Source organism: Streptomyces beijiangensis, assembly GCF_017315755.1.
Taxonomy (GTDB): Bacteria; Actinomycetota; Actinomycetes; order Streptomycetales; family Streptomycetaceae; genus Streptomyces; species Streptomyces beijiangensis.
The window spans coordinates 1-15,071 of the sequence record NZ_JAFLRJ010000433.1; the positions used below are offsets into that span (position 1 = coordinate 1).

General features: G+C 69.5%; 15 protein-coding genes. 6 read left to right on the top strand and 9 right to left on the bottom strand.

Annotated elements, in window-relative coordinates; genetic code table 11:
- Window positions 1-51 precede the first annotated feature (51 nt).
- A complete protein-coding gene (locus J0695_RS33750) occupies window positions 52-1,443 on the bottom strand; it encodes a class II fumarate hydratase (RefSeq protein ID WP_206968577.1) in 1,392 nt (463 codons plus the stop codon).
- A gap of 216 nt (window positions 1,444-1,659) precedes the next feature.
- Window positions 1,660-3,327 carry a fumarate hydratase gene (locus tag J0695_RS33755; protein WP_206968578.1) on the bottom strand — a complete coding sequence of 556 codons (1,668 nt, stop codon included), beginning with the start codon at window positions 3,325-3,327 and terminating at the stop codon, window positions 1,660-1,662.
- A gap of 146 nt (window positions 3,328-3,473) precedes the next feature.
- On the opposite strand from J0695_RS33755, the gene J0695_RS33760 reads away from it, so the two are divergent.
- Together J0695_RS33760 and J0695_RS33765 are read left to right on the top strand one after the other, a co-directional pair.
- Window positions 3,474-4,151 (top strand): DUF1707 SHOCT-like domain-containing protein, encoded by a 678-nt coding sequence (locus J0695_RS33760; protein WP_206968579.1) that lies wholly within the window; start codon window positions 3,474-3,476, stop codon window positions 4,149-4,151.
- Between the two features lie 118 nt (window positions 4,152-4,269).
- Window positions 4,270-4,638, top strand: coding sequence for a WhiB family transcriptional regulator (locus tag J0695_RS33765; protein WP_206968580.1), 369 nt, complete (start codon window positions 4,270-4,272; stop codon window positions 4,636-4,638).
- A 129-nt stretch (window positions 4,639-4,767) separates the two neighbouring features.
- Here J0695_RS33765 and glpX read toward each other — a convergent pair whose 3' ends face one another.
- Complete coding sequence (gene glpX / locus J0695_RS33770; RefSeq protein ID WP_206968581.1) at window positions 4,768-5,799, bottom strand: class II fructose-bisphosphatase; 1,032 nt, start codon at window positions 5,797-5,799, stop codon at window positions 4,768-4,770.
- A 133-nt stretch (window positions 5,800-5,932) separates the two neighbouring features.
- Between glpX and J0695_RS33775 the strand changes: the two genes are divergently transcribed.
- Window positions 5,933-6,466, top strand: a complete 534-nt coding sequence (locus tag J0695_RS33775) for a DUF4245 domain-containing protein (RefSeq protein ID WP_206968582.1) — start codon at window positions 5,933-5,935, stop codon at window positions 6,464-6,466.
- 87 nt (window positions 6,467-6,553) lie between these two features.
- Here J0695_RS33775 and J0695_RS33780 read toward each other — a convergent pair whose 3' ends face one another.
- The 4 genes from J0695_RS33780 to J0695_RS33795 form a co-directional block, all read right to left on the bottom strand.
- On the bottom strand, window positions 6,554-7,144 hold the full coding sequence (locus J0695_RS33780) for a malonic semialdehyde reductase (protein ID WP_206968583.1): 591 nt from the start codon (window positions 7,142-7,144) through the stop codon (window positions 6,554-6,556).
- A gap of 99 nt (window positions 7,145-7,243) precedes the next feature.
- Entirely contained in the window at window positions 7,244-7,498 is a 255-nt protein-coding gene (locus J0695_RS33785; protein ID WP_206968584.1) for an exodeoxyribonuclease VII small subunit, read from the bottom strand.
- 18 nt (window positions 7,499-7,516) lie between these two features.
- Window positions 7,517-8,731: an exodeoxyribonuclease VII large subunit gene (xseA, locus tag J0695_RS33790; protein WP_206968585.1), complete on the bottom strand. Its 1,215-nt coding sequence runs from the start codon at window positions 8,729-8,731 to the stop codon at window positions 7,517-7,519.
- Window positions 8,732-8,740: 9 nt separating this feature from the next.
- Window positions 8,741-10,120, bottom strand: a complete 1,380-nt coding sequence (locus tag J0695_RS33795) for an APC family permease (protein WP_206968586.1) — start codon at window positions 10,118-10,120, stop codon at window positions 8,741-8,743.
- A 54-nt stretch (window positions 10,121-10,174) separates the two neighbouring features.
- Between J0695_RS33795 and J0695_RS33800 the strand changes: the two genes are divergently transcribed.
- Both J0695_RS33800 and ppgK read left to right on the top strand, forming a co-directional pair.
- Window positions 10,175-11,164: a 4-hydroxy-3-methylbut-2-enyl diphosphate reductase gene (locus J0695_RS33800; protein WP_206968587.1), complete on the top strand. Its 990-nt coding sequence runs from the start codon at window positions 10,175-10,177 to the stop codon at window positions 11,162-11,164.
- A gap of 30 nt (window positions 11,165-11,194) precedes the next feature.
- On the top strand, window positions 11,195-11,995 hold the full coding sequence (gene ppgK, locus J0695_RS33805) for a polyphosphate--glucose phosphotransferase (protein WP_206968588.1): 801 nt from the start codon (window positions 11,195-11,197) through the stop codon (window positions 11,993-11,995).
- A 3-nt stretch (window positions 11,996-11,998) separates the two neighbouring features.
- On the opposite strand, the gene J0695_RS33810 is transcribed toward ppgK, so the two are convergent.
- On the bottom strand, window positions 11,999-12,523 hold the full coding sequence (locus J0695_RS33810) for a DUF6542 domain-containing protein (RefSeq protein ID WP_206968589.1): 525 nt from the start codon (window positions 12,521-12,523) through the stop codon (window positions 11,999-12,001).
- A gap of 172 nt (window positions 12,524-12,695) precedes the next feature.
- Here J0695_RS33810 and ychF point away from each other — a divergent pair, with 172 nt between their 5' ends.
- Window positions 12,696-13,784: a redox-regulated ATPase YchF gene (ychF, locus tag J0695_RS33815; protein ID WP_206968590.1), complete on the top strand. Its 1,089-nt coding sequence runs from the start codon at window positions 12,696-12,698 to the stop codon at window positions 13,782-13,784.
- A 136-nt stretch (window positions 13,785-13,920) separates the two neighbouring features.
- Here ychF and J0695_RS33820 read toward each other — a convergent pair.
- Window positions 13,921-15,071 (bottom strand): hypothetical protein (locus J0695_RS33820; protein ID WP_242553540.1); only part of this gene is annotated, 1,151 nt, incomplete at its 5' end.

The window sequence follows — 15,071 nt, forward strand, 5'->3', positions numbered from 1 at the left end:
GGAACTGCTCCGCGCAGCGGCGGCGCAGGGCCCACCCGAACCGGTCCGGCGTCAGGGGTGTGTCATACGCAGAACGTCGAGGGCGGAGTCCAGCTGCTCCAGCGTCAGGTCGCCCCGGTCCACGTACCCGCCCTCCAGCACCACCTCGCGAATCGTCTTCCGCTCCGCCAGCGCCCGCTTGGCGACCTTCGCCGCCTCCTCGTACCCGATGTACTTGTTCAGCGGGGTCACCACCGACGGCGACGACTCCGCGTACTCCCGCGCCCGCTCCACGTTCGCCGTGATCCCGTCCACCGTCCGGTCCGCGAGCAGCCGCACCACATTGGCGAGCAGCCGCACCGACTCCAGTACGTTCTTCGCGATCACCGGCAGCATCACGTTCAGCTCGAAATTGCCCGCGGCCCCCGCAGCGGCCACCGTCGCGTCGTTGCCCGTGACCTGCGCCGCCACCATCAGCACCGCCTCGGGGATCACCGGGTTGACCTTGCCCGGCATGATCGACGAACCCGGCTGCAGATCGGGCAGCGAGATCTCCGCCAGACCCGTGCGCGGGCCCGACGCCATCCACCGCAGATCGTTCGCGATCTTCGTCAGGCCGACCCCGATCACCCGCAACTGCCCGGACGTCTCGACCAGCCCGTCCCGCGCCCCCTGCGCCTCGAAGTGGTTGCGCGCCTCGGTCAGCGGCAGCCCTGTCGTCCGTGCGACCTCCGCGATGACGGCGGCCGAGAAGCCGGGCGGGGTGTTGATGCCGGTGCCCACCGCCGTGCCGCCGAGGGGGAGTTCGGCCAGCCGGGGGAGGGATGCGTTGAGGCGCTCGATCCCGTAACGGACCTGCGCCGCGTAGCCGCCGAACTCCTGGCCCAGCGTGACCGGCGTCGCGTCCATCAGGTGCGTACGGCCGGACTTCACGACCTCCGCGAACTCCTCCGCCTTGCGTTCCAGCGCCAGCGCCAGGTGGTCGAGCGCCGGGATCAGATCGGCGGTCACGGCCGCCGTCGCCGCGATGTGGATCGAGGAGGGGAAGACGTCGTTGGACGACTGGGAGGCGTTGACGTGGTCGTTCGGGTGCACGTCGCGGCCGAGGCGCTCGCTCGCCAGCGTCGCCACGACCTCGTTCATGTTCATGTTGGAGGAGGTGCCTGAGCCGGTCTGGAAGACGTCCACAGGGAACTCGCCGTCCCAGCGCCCGTCCGCGACCTCCCCGGCCGCGTCGGCCACCGCGTCGGCGATGTCCTTGTCCAGGACGCCCAGCTCCGCGTTGACTTTCGCGGCGGCCGCCTTGATCCGGGCGAGCGCCTCGATATGGGCGCGCTCCAGACGCTGTCCTGAGACGGGGAAGTTCTCCACCGCGCGCTGGGTCTGGGCCCGCCACTTGGCGTCCGCGGGGACTCGTACCTCGCCCATGGAGTCGTGTTCGACCCGGAATTTCTGCTCGCTCATAGTCGTCGTACCTCCGCTCCGGACAGCAACAGTCCGCTGGTGGATGTTCCCGTGCGGCCGGCGGACGACGCCCGCGCCACGCTCGGAAGGATCGCAGGACCTTTCCGGCGCCGCCCTCGCACTGCTCGGCCCCGGGGGGCCTCGCAGGCTTCGGTCGGCTGCGCCGGACTCCGTCCGTCGTTCGTCGGCTGGTGTCGGTGTCCGGCGCAGGTGGCGTTACGCGAGCCCGGGGCCCCGTACCGGGATGGTGGTGAAGGTGGGGGCCGGGGCGGGCTCGGTGAAGAAGTCGTTGCCCTTGTCGTCCACCACGACGAACGCGGGGAAGTCCTCGACCTCGATCTTCCAGACCGCCTCCATGCCGAGCTCCTCGTACTCGACGACCTCGACCTTCTTGATGCAGTCCTGCGCGAGGCGCGCCGCCGGGCCGCCGATCGAGCCCAGGTAGAAGCCGCCGTGCGCGTCGCACGCGTCCGTGACCTGCTTCGAGCGGTTGCCCTTGGCGAGCATCACCTTGGAGCCGCCCGCCGCCTGGAACTGCTCGACGTAGGAGTCCATCCGGCCTGCCGTGGTCGGGCCGAAGGAGCCGGAGGCGTAGCCCTCGGGGGTCTTGGCCGGGCCGGCGTAGTAGACCGGGTGGTCCTTCAGGTACTGGGGCATCTCCTCGCCCGCGTCGAGGCGTTCCTTGATCTTGGCGTGCGCGATGTCGCGGGCGACGACGAGCGGGCCGTTGAGGGAGAGGCGGGTCTTGACCGGGTACTTGGTGAGCTCGGCCAGGATCTGGTCCATGGGCTGGTTGAGGTCGATGCGTACGACGTCGCCCGCCTCGTCCAGGTGCTCGTCCGTCGTGTCCGGGAGGAAGCGGGCCGGGTCGCGCTCCAGCTGCTCCAGGAAGACGCCCTCGGCGGTGATCTTCGCCAGCGCCTGGCGGTCCGCCGAGCAGGAGACGGCGATCGCGACGGGCAGGGACGCGCCGTGGCGGGGGAGGCGTACGACGCGTACGTCGTGGCAGAAGTACTTGCCGCCGAACTGCGCGCCGATCCCGATCCGCTGCGTCAGCTCGAAGACCTTCTGCTCCAGCTCGACGTCACGGAAGCCGTGGCCCGTCGCGGAGCCCTCCGTGGGCAGTTCGTCCAGGTAGTGCGCGGAGGCGTACTTCGCGGTCTTCAGGGCGAACTCGGCGCTCGTGCCGCCGACGGTGATCGCCAGGTGGTAGGGCGGGCAGGCCGCCGTACCCAGCGAACGGATCTTCTCCTCCAGGAACTTCATCATGGACGCCTCGTTGAGGACGGCCTTCGTCTCCTGGTAGAGGAACGACTTGTTGGCCGAGCCGCCGCCCTTGGCCATGAAGAGGAACTTGTACGCGCCGCCGTCGGTCGCGTACAGCTCGATCTGCGCGGGCAGGTTCGAGCCGGTGTTCTTCTCCTCCCACATGGTGATGGGCGCCATCTGCGAGTAGCGCAGGTTGAGCTGGGTGTACGCGTCGTAGATGCCGTGGGACAGCGCTTCCTCGTCGCCGCCCTCGGTCAGCACGTTCTGGCCGCGCTTGCCCATGACGATCGCGGTGCCGGTGTCCTGGCACATCGGGAGGACCCCGGCCGCCGCGATGTTCGCGTTCTTGAGGAGGTCGAGCGCGACGAACTTGTCGTTGCCCGACGCCTCGGGGTCGTCGATGATCTTGCGCAGCTGGGCGAGGTGCGCGGGCCGCAGATAGTGCTGGATGTCGTGGATGGCCTCGGCGGAGAGCTTGCGCAGTGCCTCGGGCTCGATCTTGAGGAACGTACGGCCGTCGGCTTCGAAGGTGGAGACACCGTCGGCGGTCACCATCCGGTACGGCGTGGTGTCCTCTCCCAGGGGGAGCAGATCGGAGTACGCAAACTCTGGCATTACGGCCATTCCTCACTCGGCAGACGGCGCCCGGCCTCCATTGGCCCGGCGCCCACCAGCGTAGAACCCCGCAGATCCCCGCGGTCTGTGAGGTAGGGCTCACCTCGGGGTAGTCGCGATCTATCGCGTTTGGGTAGGCTGGTCCGGTGGACCTCGAAAAGCAGCCCCACCCGCCTCAGGCGCCCGCCCGTCAGCCCCAGGCGCCGGCCATCCGCGCCTCCGACGCCGACCGCGACCGCATCGCGGACATCCTCAGGGAGGCCCTGGCCGAGGGGCGTCTGACCGCCGAGGAGCACTCCGAGCGCATCGACTCGGTCTACCGGGCCAAGACCCTCGGCGAGCTGGAGCCGCTCGTCGAGGATCTGCCGGCCCCCGGCGCCGGCCCTCAACGCGACCCCGCGCCCGCCGCTTTCGCATCGGCCGACCCGAATCTCCCGGTCACCGCCGAGAGCCTGGTCGCGGTCTTCTCCAGCTCCACCCGCAAGGGGCGCTGGCGCATCGGCGGCCGTACGAAGGCCTTCTCGCTCTTCGGCAACATCGAGATCGACCTCACCGAGGCGCTCTTCGAGCAGCGCCTCACCGTCATCGACGCCACCTCGATCTTCGGCAATGTCGAGGTCACCGTCCCGGAGAACATCTCGCTGCGCGGCAACGGCACCGGGATTTTCGGCAACTTCGAGGTCGAGACCCTGGAGTCGGAGAATCCCGAGGCCCCGGTCGTCGTGGTCAACGGTTACTCGGTCTTCGGGAACATCGAGGCCAAGCCCAAGCGCGGGAAGCTCGTCACCGACCTGCACAAGCATCTGCGGAAGTACCTCGGCTGACGCGTTGGCGGCGGCGCGAGAACGGGCGCGCATCGGAACTCAGTGCATAGGCGCGCGTACAGCGGGTAGGGAGTGCTTCATCGTCTCTCGCTCGCGAAGCCGTCGTCAGGAGTGGACCGTGCTGCATCCGCCGTACCAGTCAGTGCAGGTCGCCGCCGTCCCCCCGCAGCGTGGTCCTGCGCGGGAGGATCAGGCCGGCCCCTGGCATGCGGAGGCGGTGTGCCGCCGGGACGAAGCGGGCCTCTTCTTCGCGCCGTCCAAGGAGCCGACGGCCGCCCGGCTGGCCCGCGAGGAGGCGGCGAAACGGGTCTGCGCCCGCTGCCCTGTGATGGTCGAATGCCGGGAGCACGCGCTGATACAGCCCGAGCCGTACGGGGTGTGGGGCGGTCTGACCGCGGCCGAGCGCCGGGTCGTACTGGCCAGGCGCCGCCGCCGCGAGGTGGAGCTCAGGAACGCCGCGCAGGGCCCGATCGCTCAAGCGGGCTGAAAGCCGGGCCCGACCGGGCAGGCAGACAGACAGGCAAATAGGCAAATAGGCAAACAGGCAGGCAGACGAAGGGCGCCCCACCGCACAGGGGGCGCCCGTCGTCCTTGCCTGTAGTGCTGCTTCTCCGGGTTACTTCGCCCGGTCGAAGTCGATCTGGCTGTACGCACGCAGCTTCGAGAGCCGGTGCGTCGAGTCGATCCTGCGGATCGTGCCCGACTTGGACCGCATCACGAGCGACTCGGTGGTGGCGGTCTCCGCGCGGTACCGCACCCCGCGCAGCAGCTCGCCGTCGGTGATCCCGGTCGCGACGAAGAAGACGTTGTCCCCGCTGACCAGGTCGTTGGTCGACAGCACCCGGTCGAGGTCGTGGCCCGCGTCCAGCGCACGCTGCCGCTCGGCCTCGTCCTTGGGCCAGAGCTTGCCCTGGATGACACCTCCGAGGCACTTGATCGCACAGGCGGAGATGATGCCCTCGGGGGTGCCGCCGATGCCCATCAGCAGGTCGACGCCGGTCCCCTCCCGTACCGCCATGATCGATCCGGCCACGTCGCCGTCCGAGATGAACTTGATCCGGGCGCCCGTCTCGCGGATCTCCTTGACCATGCTGTCGTGCCGGGGGCGGTCGAGGATCATCACCGTGACGTCCTCGGGGCTGGACCGCTTGGCCTTCGCCACCCGCCGGATGTTGACCGAGACCGGGGCGTTGATGTCGACGAAGTCGGCGGCCTCGGGCCCGGTGACCAGCTTCTCCATGTAGAAGACCGCGGACGGGTCGAACATGGTGCCGCGGTCGGCGGCGGCGAGCACCGCGATGGCGTTGGGCTGGCCCTTGGCGTTGAGCGTCGTCCCGTCGATGGGGTCGACGGCGATGTCCACCTCGGGCCCCGTGCCGTCGCCGATGTGCTCTCCGTTGAAGAGCATCGGCGCCTCGTCCTTCTCGCCCTCACCGATGACGACGACGCCGTTCATCGAGACGGTGGAGACCAGGGTGCGCATGGCGTTGACGGCCGCGCCGTCCGCACCGATCTTGTCGCCGCGTCCGACCCACCGGCCGGCGGCCATGGCGGCGGCCTCCGTGACCCGTACGAGTTCCAGGGCGAGGTTGCGGTCGGGGGCCTCGGGAGAGACCTCGAGCTGGGACGGAAGCTGATGCTCGGTCATCGGCACGCACCTTTCTGATACGACGACGGCCGTATGTAGATGTGGAGGGTTCGTTCGATTCTATCGTTTGGGCGATAAAATGAGCAGGGGCCCCCACGTATGAGCACGGTCACCGCCTGAGACCATGGTGCACATGGCAGGTGCGCGAAAGCAGACGATCCGGGGTGTGGTGCAGTCCCTGGCAGTGATCGGCGTGGTCGTCGCGGGGATCTATGTGTACGTCCCGCACGACGACAAGGCGGATCCGATCAAGAAGCCGGTCGACTACCGGGTCGAGCTCCTCACCGCCCGGCGCGCGGCGCCGTACCCGGTGGCCGCGCCGCAGGGGCTCCCGAAGGAGTGGCGTGCGACTTCGGTGACGTACGACGGGAAGAACGGCAAGGCCTGGCACCTGGGCTTCGTCGACCCGGACAACCAGTACGTGGCCATAGAGCAGTCGGCCGTGACCGCGGGAGCCGCGGACAAATACGTCACCTCGGTGAGCCAGCAGGCGAAGAAGACCGCCAGGACGCAGCAGGTCAACGGTGAGGCCTGGCAGCGCTGGGAGGGCTCGCACTACGACGCCCTCGTGCGCCAGGACAAGGCGACGGGCTCCACGACGGTGGTGACCGGCACCGCGTCGTACGAGCAGCTGGCGAAGATGGCGGCGGCGCTGCGCACGAAGTAGCGCGGCGGCACGGACACAGGACATACGTACGCGAAGAGGCGGCCACCCCGGGACCGGGGGTGACCGCCTCTTCGCGAGTGGTGCGGCTCAGACGGTGGTGATGACCTCGTCGAGCTCCAGGCGGGGGCTGCGCGCGAACCAGGCGTCGTCGCCCGGCTTGCCGATGTTGACGATCATCAGCGGGGTGTGGTCGCCGTCCAGGAACTCCTTCTGGACGCCGGCGAAGTCGAAGCCCGTCATCGGACCGGCGGCCAGACCGGCGGCGCGGACGCCGACGATGAAGTAACCGGCCTGGAGGGCGCCGTTGACCACGGCGGCCTGCTCGCGGACCGGGCGCTCCGAGAAGAACATGTCCTTCGCCTGCGGGAAGTGCGGGAGCAGCTTCGGGAGCTCCTCGTGGAACTCGTTGTCCACGGAGAGGATCGCGACCAGCGGGGCGGCGGCGGTCTTGGGCTGGTTGCCCTCGGCCATGAGGTTCACGAGGCGCTCGCGGGCCTCGGGGGAGCGGACCAGCGTGACGCGCAGCGGGGACTGGTTGAAGGCGGTCGGACCGAACTTGACCAGGTCGTAGATCGCCTGCACCTGCTCCTCGGTCACCGGCTCGTCGGTGAAGGTGTTGGCGGTGCGGGCCTCGCGGAAAAGGAGGTCCTGGGCGGCGGGGTCAAGAACGAGGGACATCTGTCGTGCCTTCCGGACGTACAAGTGGATCGAGCGATTCCACAACTGTACGACCCATTAGATTAAGTTTCAACTAAAGTGGCTTCTGGGTGATCGGCTTCACACCGCCCCTTCGCCGCCCTCGTCCGCGCCGCCGTCCGCCAGTGCAGCGTTCAGCCGCGCCCGCGCCCCGTCCAGCCAGCGCCTGCAGACCTTGGCCAGCTCCTCGCCGCGCTCCCAGAGCGCGAGGGACTCCTCCAGGGTGGTGCCGCCGGCCTCCAGCTTCCGTACGACCTCGATCAGTTCGTCCCGCGCCTGTTCGTATCCCAGGGCGGTGTCCCCGCTGGTCGCGGTATCCGTGTCCGTCTTCGCCATGGTCTCCACCTAGTCCCGCTAGTCCTGTGCCGTCACTGTCACGTTCATGTCGCCCCCGGCCACCCGGGCCCGCAGTACGTCCCCGGCGCCGACTTCGCCCGGATCCCGTACGACCGCACCGTCCGCCCGCTGCAGCACCGCATAGCCCCGCTCCAGCGTCGCCGCCGGCGAGAGCGCCACCACCCGGGCCCGGGTGTGTGAGAGCTCCGAGTCCGCCCGGTCCAGGAGGTGTCCCAGCGTGCGCCGGCTGCGCTCCACCAGGGCGTCCACCACCGCCTCGCGCTCCTCCACCATCCGCTGTGGCCGCTCCATCGAGGGCCGGGCCAGCGCGGCGGCAAGGCCCCGCTCCTCCCGGTCCAGCGCACCCCGGACGGTCCGCAGGGCCCGGTCCCGCAGCCCCTGCACCCGGTCCAGCTCCTCGCCGACGTCCGGTACGACCTTCTTCGCCGCGTCCGTCGGGGTCGACGCCCGCAGGTCGGCCACCAGGTCGAGCAGCGGCGAGTCCGGCTCGTGCCCGATCGCGGAGACGACCGGCGTACGACAAGAGCCCACCGCCCGTACCAACTGCTCGTCCGAGAACGGCAGCAGGTCCTCCACGCTGCCCCCGCCGCGCGCCACGACGATCACGTCGACCTCCGCCATCTCGTCCAGCTCCTTCACGGCCTGGACGACCTGCGGCACCGCGTGCACCCCCTGGACCGCCACATTGCGCACTTCGAACCGCACGGCCGGCCACCGCCGCCGCGCGTTCTCCAGCACATCGCGCTCGGCCGCCGAGGCCCGCCCGGTCACCAGACCGATGAGCTGCGGCAGGAACGGCAGCGGCTTCTTCCGGTCGAGCGCGAAAAGACCTTCGGCGGCCAGGGTCTTCTTCAGCTGTTCAAGACGGGCCAGCAGTTCGCCGATGCCCACCGGTTTGATCTCCACGGCCCGCAGGGAGAGCTGCCCCCGCGGTGCGTACCACTCGGGCTTCGCGTGGACGACGACCCGCGCGCCCTCCGCCACCACGTCCGCCACCGTGTCGAAGACCTGCCGGAAGCAGGTCACCCCCACGGAGATGTCGTGCGACGGATCGCGCAGCGTCAGGAAGACGACCCCGGCGCCGGGACGCCGGGACAGCTGGGTGATCTGCCCCTCGACCCAGACCGCGCCGAGACGGTCGATCCACCCCCCGATGAGCCGCGAGACCTCGCCGACGGGCAGCGGCGCATCCGCACTCGTATTCAAAGCCATACGGGAAGGCTAGTCGTCCGCACTGACATGGCGTCGCAGCTGAACGGCGAGCACCACAAGACCGATGGCCAGCCAGATCGCCCCGACCACCTGCGCGCTGCCCGTCGCCTCCACGATCACCGCGATGGTGATCGCCGCGCCGACCACCGGCACCAGCACATGCCGCCACCAGCTGAAGTGCCCCTCCATCTTGCGTACGGCGAACCACCCCACCACCGAGGCGTGCAGCAGGACGAAGGCCGTCAGCGCCCCCATGTTGACCACCGACACCAGATGGTCCAGGCCGTCGTCGCGCCGGGCCGCCCACACGGCCGCCACCAGCGTCACCACCGCCGCGATCAGCAGCGCGGGGCGCGGCACCCCGGACGGGCCGTCCACCCTCGACAGCACATGCGGCAGTCGCCGGCCCCTGGCCATCGCGAAGAGCAGCCGCCCGGCCGCCGCCTGCCCGGCCAGTGCGGCGAAGGCGGCGCCGATCGCCTTGGAGACCGCCACCAGATCGTGCAGCCAGCTGCCCACGGCCGAGTCCACGGTGTCGTAGAAGGCGTTCCCCTGCGCGGCGGGGTGGGCGGCCAGCTGGGCGGAGGAGACCGGTTCGAGCACGGCCGCCAGATACGTCTGCGCGATGAACAGGACACCCGCCAGGACCAGGCAGAACAGCACCGCCCGCGCCACCTTGGCCGAGCCGCCTGTCACCTCCTCGGCGAACGAGGCGATCGCGTCGAAGCCGAGATACGACAGCACGGCCACCGACACCGCCCCGAGCACCGCGCTCATGGAGAACCCGATGTCGCTGGTGAACGGGGTCATCAGCCCCCGGGTCGCGCCGCCCTGCGCGATCTCCACCAGCGCGGAGACCACGAACACCAGCAGCACCACGATCTCCATCGCGAGCACCGCGAAGCCGACCCGCGCGGCGGCCCGTACCCCCCACAGGTTCAGCAGCGTCGTCACCACGACGGCGAGCGCGGTCCACACCCACCGGGACACCGAGGGCACCAGCGCGTTCATCGCGATCCCGGAGAAGAGGTACGCGACGGCCGGGATCAGCAGATAGTCGAGCATCGCCATCCACCCGGCGATGAAGCCGGGACCCTCGCCGAGCCCCTTGCGCGCGTACGCGAAGACCGAGCCCGTCTGGGGGACGACGCGCACCATCTGCGCGTAACTGAAAGCGGTGAAGGCCATCGCCACGGTCGCGAACAGATAGACCAGCGCCACCGCGCCGTGCGACTTCGCGTCGAGCGTGCCGAAGACGCCGACCGGGGCCATGGGGGCGATGAAGAGCAGCCCGTAGACGACGAGGTCCCGGAACCCGAGGTTCCGCCGCAGTGTCCCGGTCTCGCCGCCAGTGTCCTTGGCAGTGTCCTTGGCAGTGTCCTTGCTCATGGCGGCCAGTCTTCCCGCAGAGTCGATCTTTAGCCTGCCGGGTGCGGCCTTACGATGGAGGGCATGACTGCTACGACAGCCCGCCGTGTCCTCCTTGCCGCGCCCCGCGGGTACTGCGCGGGTGTGGACCGTGCCGTGATCGCCGTCGAGAAAGCCCTTGAGCAGTACGGTGCGCCGGTCTACGTCCGCCACGAGATCGTCCACAACAAGTACGTGGTGCAGACCCTGGAGAAGAAGGGGGCGATCTTCGTCGAGCGGACGGACGAGGTCCCCGAGGGCTCCATCGTGATGTTCTCCGCGCACGGCGTCGCCCCGACCGTCCACGCCGAGGCCGCCGAGCGCAGGCTCGCGACGATCGACGCGACCTGCCCGCTGGTCACCAAGGTCCACAAGGAAGCCGTCCGGTACGCCGCGGACGACTACGACATCCTCCTGATCGGCCACGAGGGCCATGAGGAGGTCATCGGCACGAGTGGCGAGGCCCCCGACCACATCACCCTGGTCGACGGCCCGGAAGACGTCGCGAATGTCTCCGTACGGGACGAGTCGAAGGTCGTCTGGCTCTCCCAGACCACGCTCTCCGTCGACGAGACGATGGAGACGGTCGACGCCCTCAAGTCGAAGTTCCCGAACCTCCTCTCGCCGCCCAGCGACGACATCTGCTACGCCACGCAGAACCGTCAGATCGCGGTGAAGAAGCTGGCCGAGGACGCGGAACTGGTCATCGTCGTCGGCTCCAAGAACTCCTCGAACTCCATCCGTATGGTCGAGGTCGCCCTCGACGCCGGAGCCCCCGCCGCGCACCTGGTGGACTTCGCGTCCGAGATCGACGAGGCCTGGCTGGAGGGTGTGACCACGGTCGGCCTGACCTCGGGCGCCTCGGTGCCCGACGTGCTCGTCGACGGTGTGATCGAGTGGCTCGCCGAGCGCGGGTACGGGGACGTGGAGACGGTGAAGACGGCCGACGAGTCGATCACCTTCTCGCTGCCCAAGGAGCTGCGCCGCGACCTGCGCGCCGAGGCGGCCGAGCTGTCCGCCAAGTGACGGTCGGTCCCACGCCGTAACGTTGAGTCCATGAACGCGAATGGCAACGCGAACGACAGTACGAGCCCGGGTTCCCGCGTGAGCGGCGGCGCCTTCGGCGTCGACATCGGCGGCTCCGGCATCAAGGGCGCCCCGGTCGACCTGACCCGCGGCGACCTCGCCCAGGAGCGGCACAAGGTGCTGACCCCGCAGCCGGCCACACCCGACGGTGTGGCCGACTGTGTGGCGGAGGTCGTCTCCCACTTCGGCTGGACGGGCCCGGTGGGCATCACCTTCCCCGGCGTCGTCACCGACGGCACGGTCCGTACGGCGGCCAATGTCGACAAGGGCTGGGTGGACACCGATGCGGCGTCCCTTCTCTCCCAGCGCCTGGACGGCGTCCCCGTCACCGTCGTCAACGACGCCGACGCGGCCGGCATCGCCGAGGTGACCTTCGGTGCGGGCCGCGACCGCAAGGGCACGGTCATCCTGCTCACCTTCGGTACGGGCATCGGCTCGGCGCTCTTCACCGGCGGCCGCCTGGTCCCCAACACCGAACTGGGCCACCTCGAACTGCACGGCCACGACGCGGAGACCCGCGCCTCCACCAAAGCCAAGGAGGACGAGGACCTGACCTGGACCCACTGGGCGCACCGGGTGCAGAAGTACCTGGCCCACGTGGAGATGCTCTTCTCGCCCGAGCTCTTCATCATCGGCGGCGGCGTCAGCCGCAAGGCGGACAAGTTCCTGCACCTCATCGAGGGCATCACGGCCGAGATCGTGCCGGCTGAGCTGGAGAACAACGCGGGCATCGTGGGCGCCGCGATGGCGGCCTCGGGGCGCGGAGCCTGACGGCTAGCGCTCGCGGCGGCGCTCGGAGACCACCCGTACCCGGCGTACGACCATGATCACGGCGGCGAGGAGCGTCCCGCCGTACAGCCACCCGGCATGCAGCGCCAGCGTGGTCAGCACGCCCATGGCGCTCCCGCCGAGCCCGTCGCCCGCCCCGTCGGAGATCAGCACGGACCCGACGGCGAAGGCGATCGGCACGCTGATCGGCGCGGTCACGAGATCGGCCGGCCGCACCCACATCGCGGTCGCCACACTCACCGGCAGGAACAGCAGTCCGTACGCAAGTGCCGACCCGTCGAGGAGCAGCCAGTCCACCGCGCCCACCGCCAGCATCGCCACGACGGCGAAGAGCCCGCCGCCGAGCCCGGTCAGCCGTGGGCTCGGCAGCCGCCGCAGGGCCAGTACCAGCGGCGCCACGGGCCGCGCGGGGCGGCCTCCGGACGCCCGGTACACCGTGGCGGTCTCACCGCGCCCGGTCTGCGAGGGGACGTCGGGGCGGGGGGTACGGGTCCTGTGTTGCTGCTCCACCTGACCAACGTAGGTCGCAAGGTGGGGTGAATCAGGCGCGGGACACGCGCTTTGGGTGACCTTGGCGATGAGTTCGACGTACAGGAACAGAAAACCGGTCCGGACACGCCCGTAAACTGGTACATCGGCCCTCGATACCCGGGCCGGACCCTCATACCAGGAAGTCGCCAACGTGTCGCTCACGATCGGAATCGTCGGCCTGCCGAATGTCGGCAAGTCGACCCTGTTCAACGCCCTGACCAAGAACGACGTGCTGGCGGCCAACTACCCGTTCGCCACCATCGAGCCGAACGTCGGCGTCGTCGGCGTCCCCGACGCCCGCCTGACCAAGCTCGCCGAGATCTTCTCCTCGCAGAAGACCATCCCGGCCACCGTGGACTTCGTCGACATCGCGGGCATCGTCCGCGGCGCCTCCGAGGGCGAGGGCCTGGGCAACAAGTTCCTCGCGAACATCCGCGAGTCGGACGCGATCTGCCAGGTCATCCGCGCCTTCAAGGACGAGAACGTCGTCCACGTCGACGGCAAGGTCTCGCCCAAGGACGACATCGAGACGATCAACACCGAGCTGATCCTCGCCGACCTCCAGTCCGTCGAGAAGCAGATCCCCCGCCTCCAGAAGGAGTCCCGCCTCCAGAAGGAGAAGGTCCTGGTCCTCGCCGCGGTCGAGAAGGCCCAGAAGATCCTCGAGGCCGGTGACACGCTGTTCTCCGCGGGCATCACCAAGGGCACCGAGCAGGGCGACCTCCTGCACGAGCTGCACCTTCTCACCACCAAGCCGTTCCTCTACGTCTTCAACGTCGACGAGGACGAACTGGTCGACGAGGACTTCAAGAACGAGCAGCGCGCCCTGGTCGCCCCCGCCGAGGCGATCTTCCTCAACGCCAAGATCGAGTCCGAGCTCATCGAGCTCGCCGACGACGAGGCCCTGGAACTCCTCCAGTCGATGGGCCAGGAAGAGCCCGGCCTCGCCACCCTCGGCCGCGTCGGCTTCGACGTGCTGGGCCTGCAGACCTACCTCACGGCAGGCCCCAAGGAGTCCCGCGCCTGGACGATCTCCAAGGGCGCGACGGCCCCCGAGGCGGCCGGCGTGATCCACACCGACTTCCAGAAGGGCTTCATCAAGGCGGAGATCATCTCCTTCGCCGACCTGGTGGAGACCGGCTCGGTCGCCGAGGCCCGCGCGAAGGGCAAGGCCCGCATGGAGGGCAAGGAGTACGTCATGCAGGACGGCGATGTGGTGGAGTTCCGCTTCAATGTGTAAGCGGTGCGTTACTGCGGGCTAGTTCGTCCGTCAAGTTCGCAGGTGGCAAGGGGTCGGCTCTTTCGGGAGCCGGCCCCTTGCTGGTTCCCGTGCTGGATGTGCGCTGGATTTTTTGACGCTTCGTCACCTGCGCGCCCTAGTCGGCAAGCGGTTCGAGCATCGGCTGGAAGGCGGAGTTCTCTTCGTCGGGAACGTGCGGGAGGAAGCCGTCGGGGACGGTGCGGGCGGCAGTGGCGAGGAGGCGGTCCAGGACTTCCTGCTCGGTGGCCGGGGGGAGCCGAAGGGCGGATAGGAGACGGTCGCGGACGACGGGGTGGTCCGGGTGGTCATCGAGGTAGTCGGAGCTGAGGGCCGGAGGTCGGAAGCCAGCCAGTGCGTCGTGCCAGGACGGGAGGGCGACGGCGAGGGTCAGAGCCTCGGCGAGCGACTCGGCGATCAGGGAGGCCTGCCCCTCGGAGTCGGTGTAGAGGACGGGGCGGGGGCCGCCAGGGACGGCTGGGCCGCAGAGGTAGTGGGTGCCGCCCGCGTTGCAGCCGGCGACAGGCTCCACCGGGAGCCCGTTGGGCAGGGCGATCGGCTCGATCGGGTCGGTGCGGGCGAGGTCGAACTCGCCGTCGCAGGCCAGGTAGGAAGCGACCTCCGAATGTGCGGCGATCCTGCGGAACAGGGAGTTGTCCGAGAGGGCGGCCGGGTTGAGGGCTGCGGCGACCGCAGGGGTGAGGGGATGTCCGGAGAGGACGTGGCGGACGGCTTCGAGGGGGACGGGGCGCTCGTAGTAGTCCTCGAAGTGGGCCTGGACCGCCTCGGGGGAGCGGTCAGCGAGGAGGTGGAAGAGGAAACCGGAGCTGTCCGGGTCCTCGCTGCCGGGCGGGAAGTCGATGTCCGAGCCGGTGCGCCAGGCCGTGTCACCGGTCTCCCGCCACAGGCAGGCGGTGACCCGAGGGGCGTCGATGCCCTCATCGCAGAAGGCGGGTTCGTCCAGGAGCGGGCGCAGTGCGGCGGGCACTTCGTCGATGACTCCGGGCCAGACCTGCTCGTCGTCCGTCCCGTACGGGCTCATGGCCGACTCGTGGTCGAAGCCGCGTATGAGCACGCCGGCCGGGGTGAAGAGGACGGAGAAGTCGTCCCCCGAGCCGTTCTCCATCAAGGCTGCCTCTTCGTCGGGGCCCCAGGCAGCGTCGAAGGTGTAGTAGCAGTACTGCGGATCTTCGGCGATCGCAGTCTCCAGGACAGCCAACGCGCGCAGGTGGGCGCGGAGTTCGATGGGGGCGGGAAGGAGGGTGGCGA

What these genes read in the sequence shown, in the direction of transcription:
- J0695_RS33750 (WP_206968577.1), bottom strand. Translation starts at nt 1,443, where the DNA reads ATGAGCGAGCAGAAATTCCGGGTCGAACACGACTCCATGGGCGAGGTA.
- J0695_RS33755 (WP_206968578.1), bottom strand. Translation starts at nt 3,327, where the DNA reads ATGCCAGAGTTTGCGTACTCCGATCTGCTCCCCCTGGGAGAGGACACC.
- glpX (WP_206968581.1), bottom strand. Translation starts at nt 5,799, where the DNA reads ATGACCGAGCATCAGCTTCCGTCCCAGCTCGAGGTCTCTCCCGAGGCC.
- J0695_RS33775 (WP_206968582.1), top strand. Translation starts at nt 5,933, where the DNA reads ATGGCAGGTGCGCGAAAGCAGACGATCCGGGGTGTGGTGCAGTCCCTG.
- J0695_RS33780 (WP_206968583.1), bottom strand. Translation starts at nt 7,144, where the DNA reads ATGTCCCTCGTTCTTGACCCCGCCGCCCAGGACCTCCTTTTCCGCGAG.
- J0695_RS33785 (WP_206968584.1), bottom strand. Translation starts at nt 7,498, where the DNA reads ATGGCGAAGACGGACACGGATACCGCGACCAGCGGGGACACCGCCCTG.
- xseA (WP_206968585.1), bottom strand. Translation starts at nt 8,731, where the DNA reads ATGGCTTTGAATACGAGTGCGGATGCGCCGCTGCCCGTCGGCGAGGTC.
- J0695_RS33795 (WP_206968586.1), bottom strand. Translation starts at nt 10,120, where the DNA reads ATGAGCAAGGACACTGCCAAGGACACTGCCAAGGACACTGGCGGCGAG.
- J0695_RS33800 (WP_206968587.1), top strand. Translation starts at nt 10,175, where the DNA reads ATGGAGGGCATGACTGCTACGACAGCCCGCCGTGTCCTCCTTGCCGCG.
- ppgK (WP_206968588.1), top strand. Translation starts at nt 11,195, where the DNA reads ATGAACGCGAATGGCAACGCGAACGACAGTACGAGCCCGGGTTCCCGC.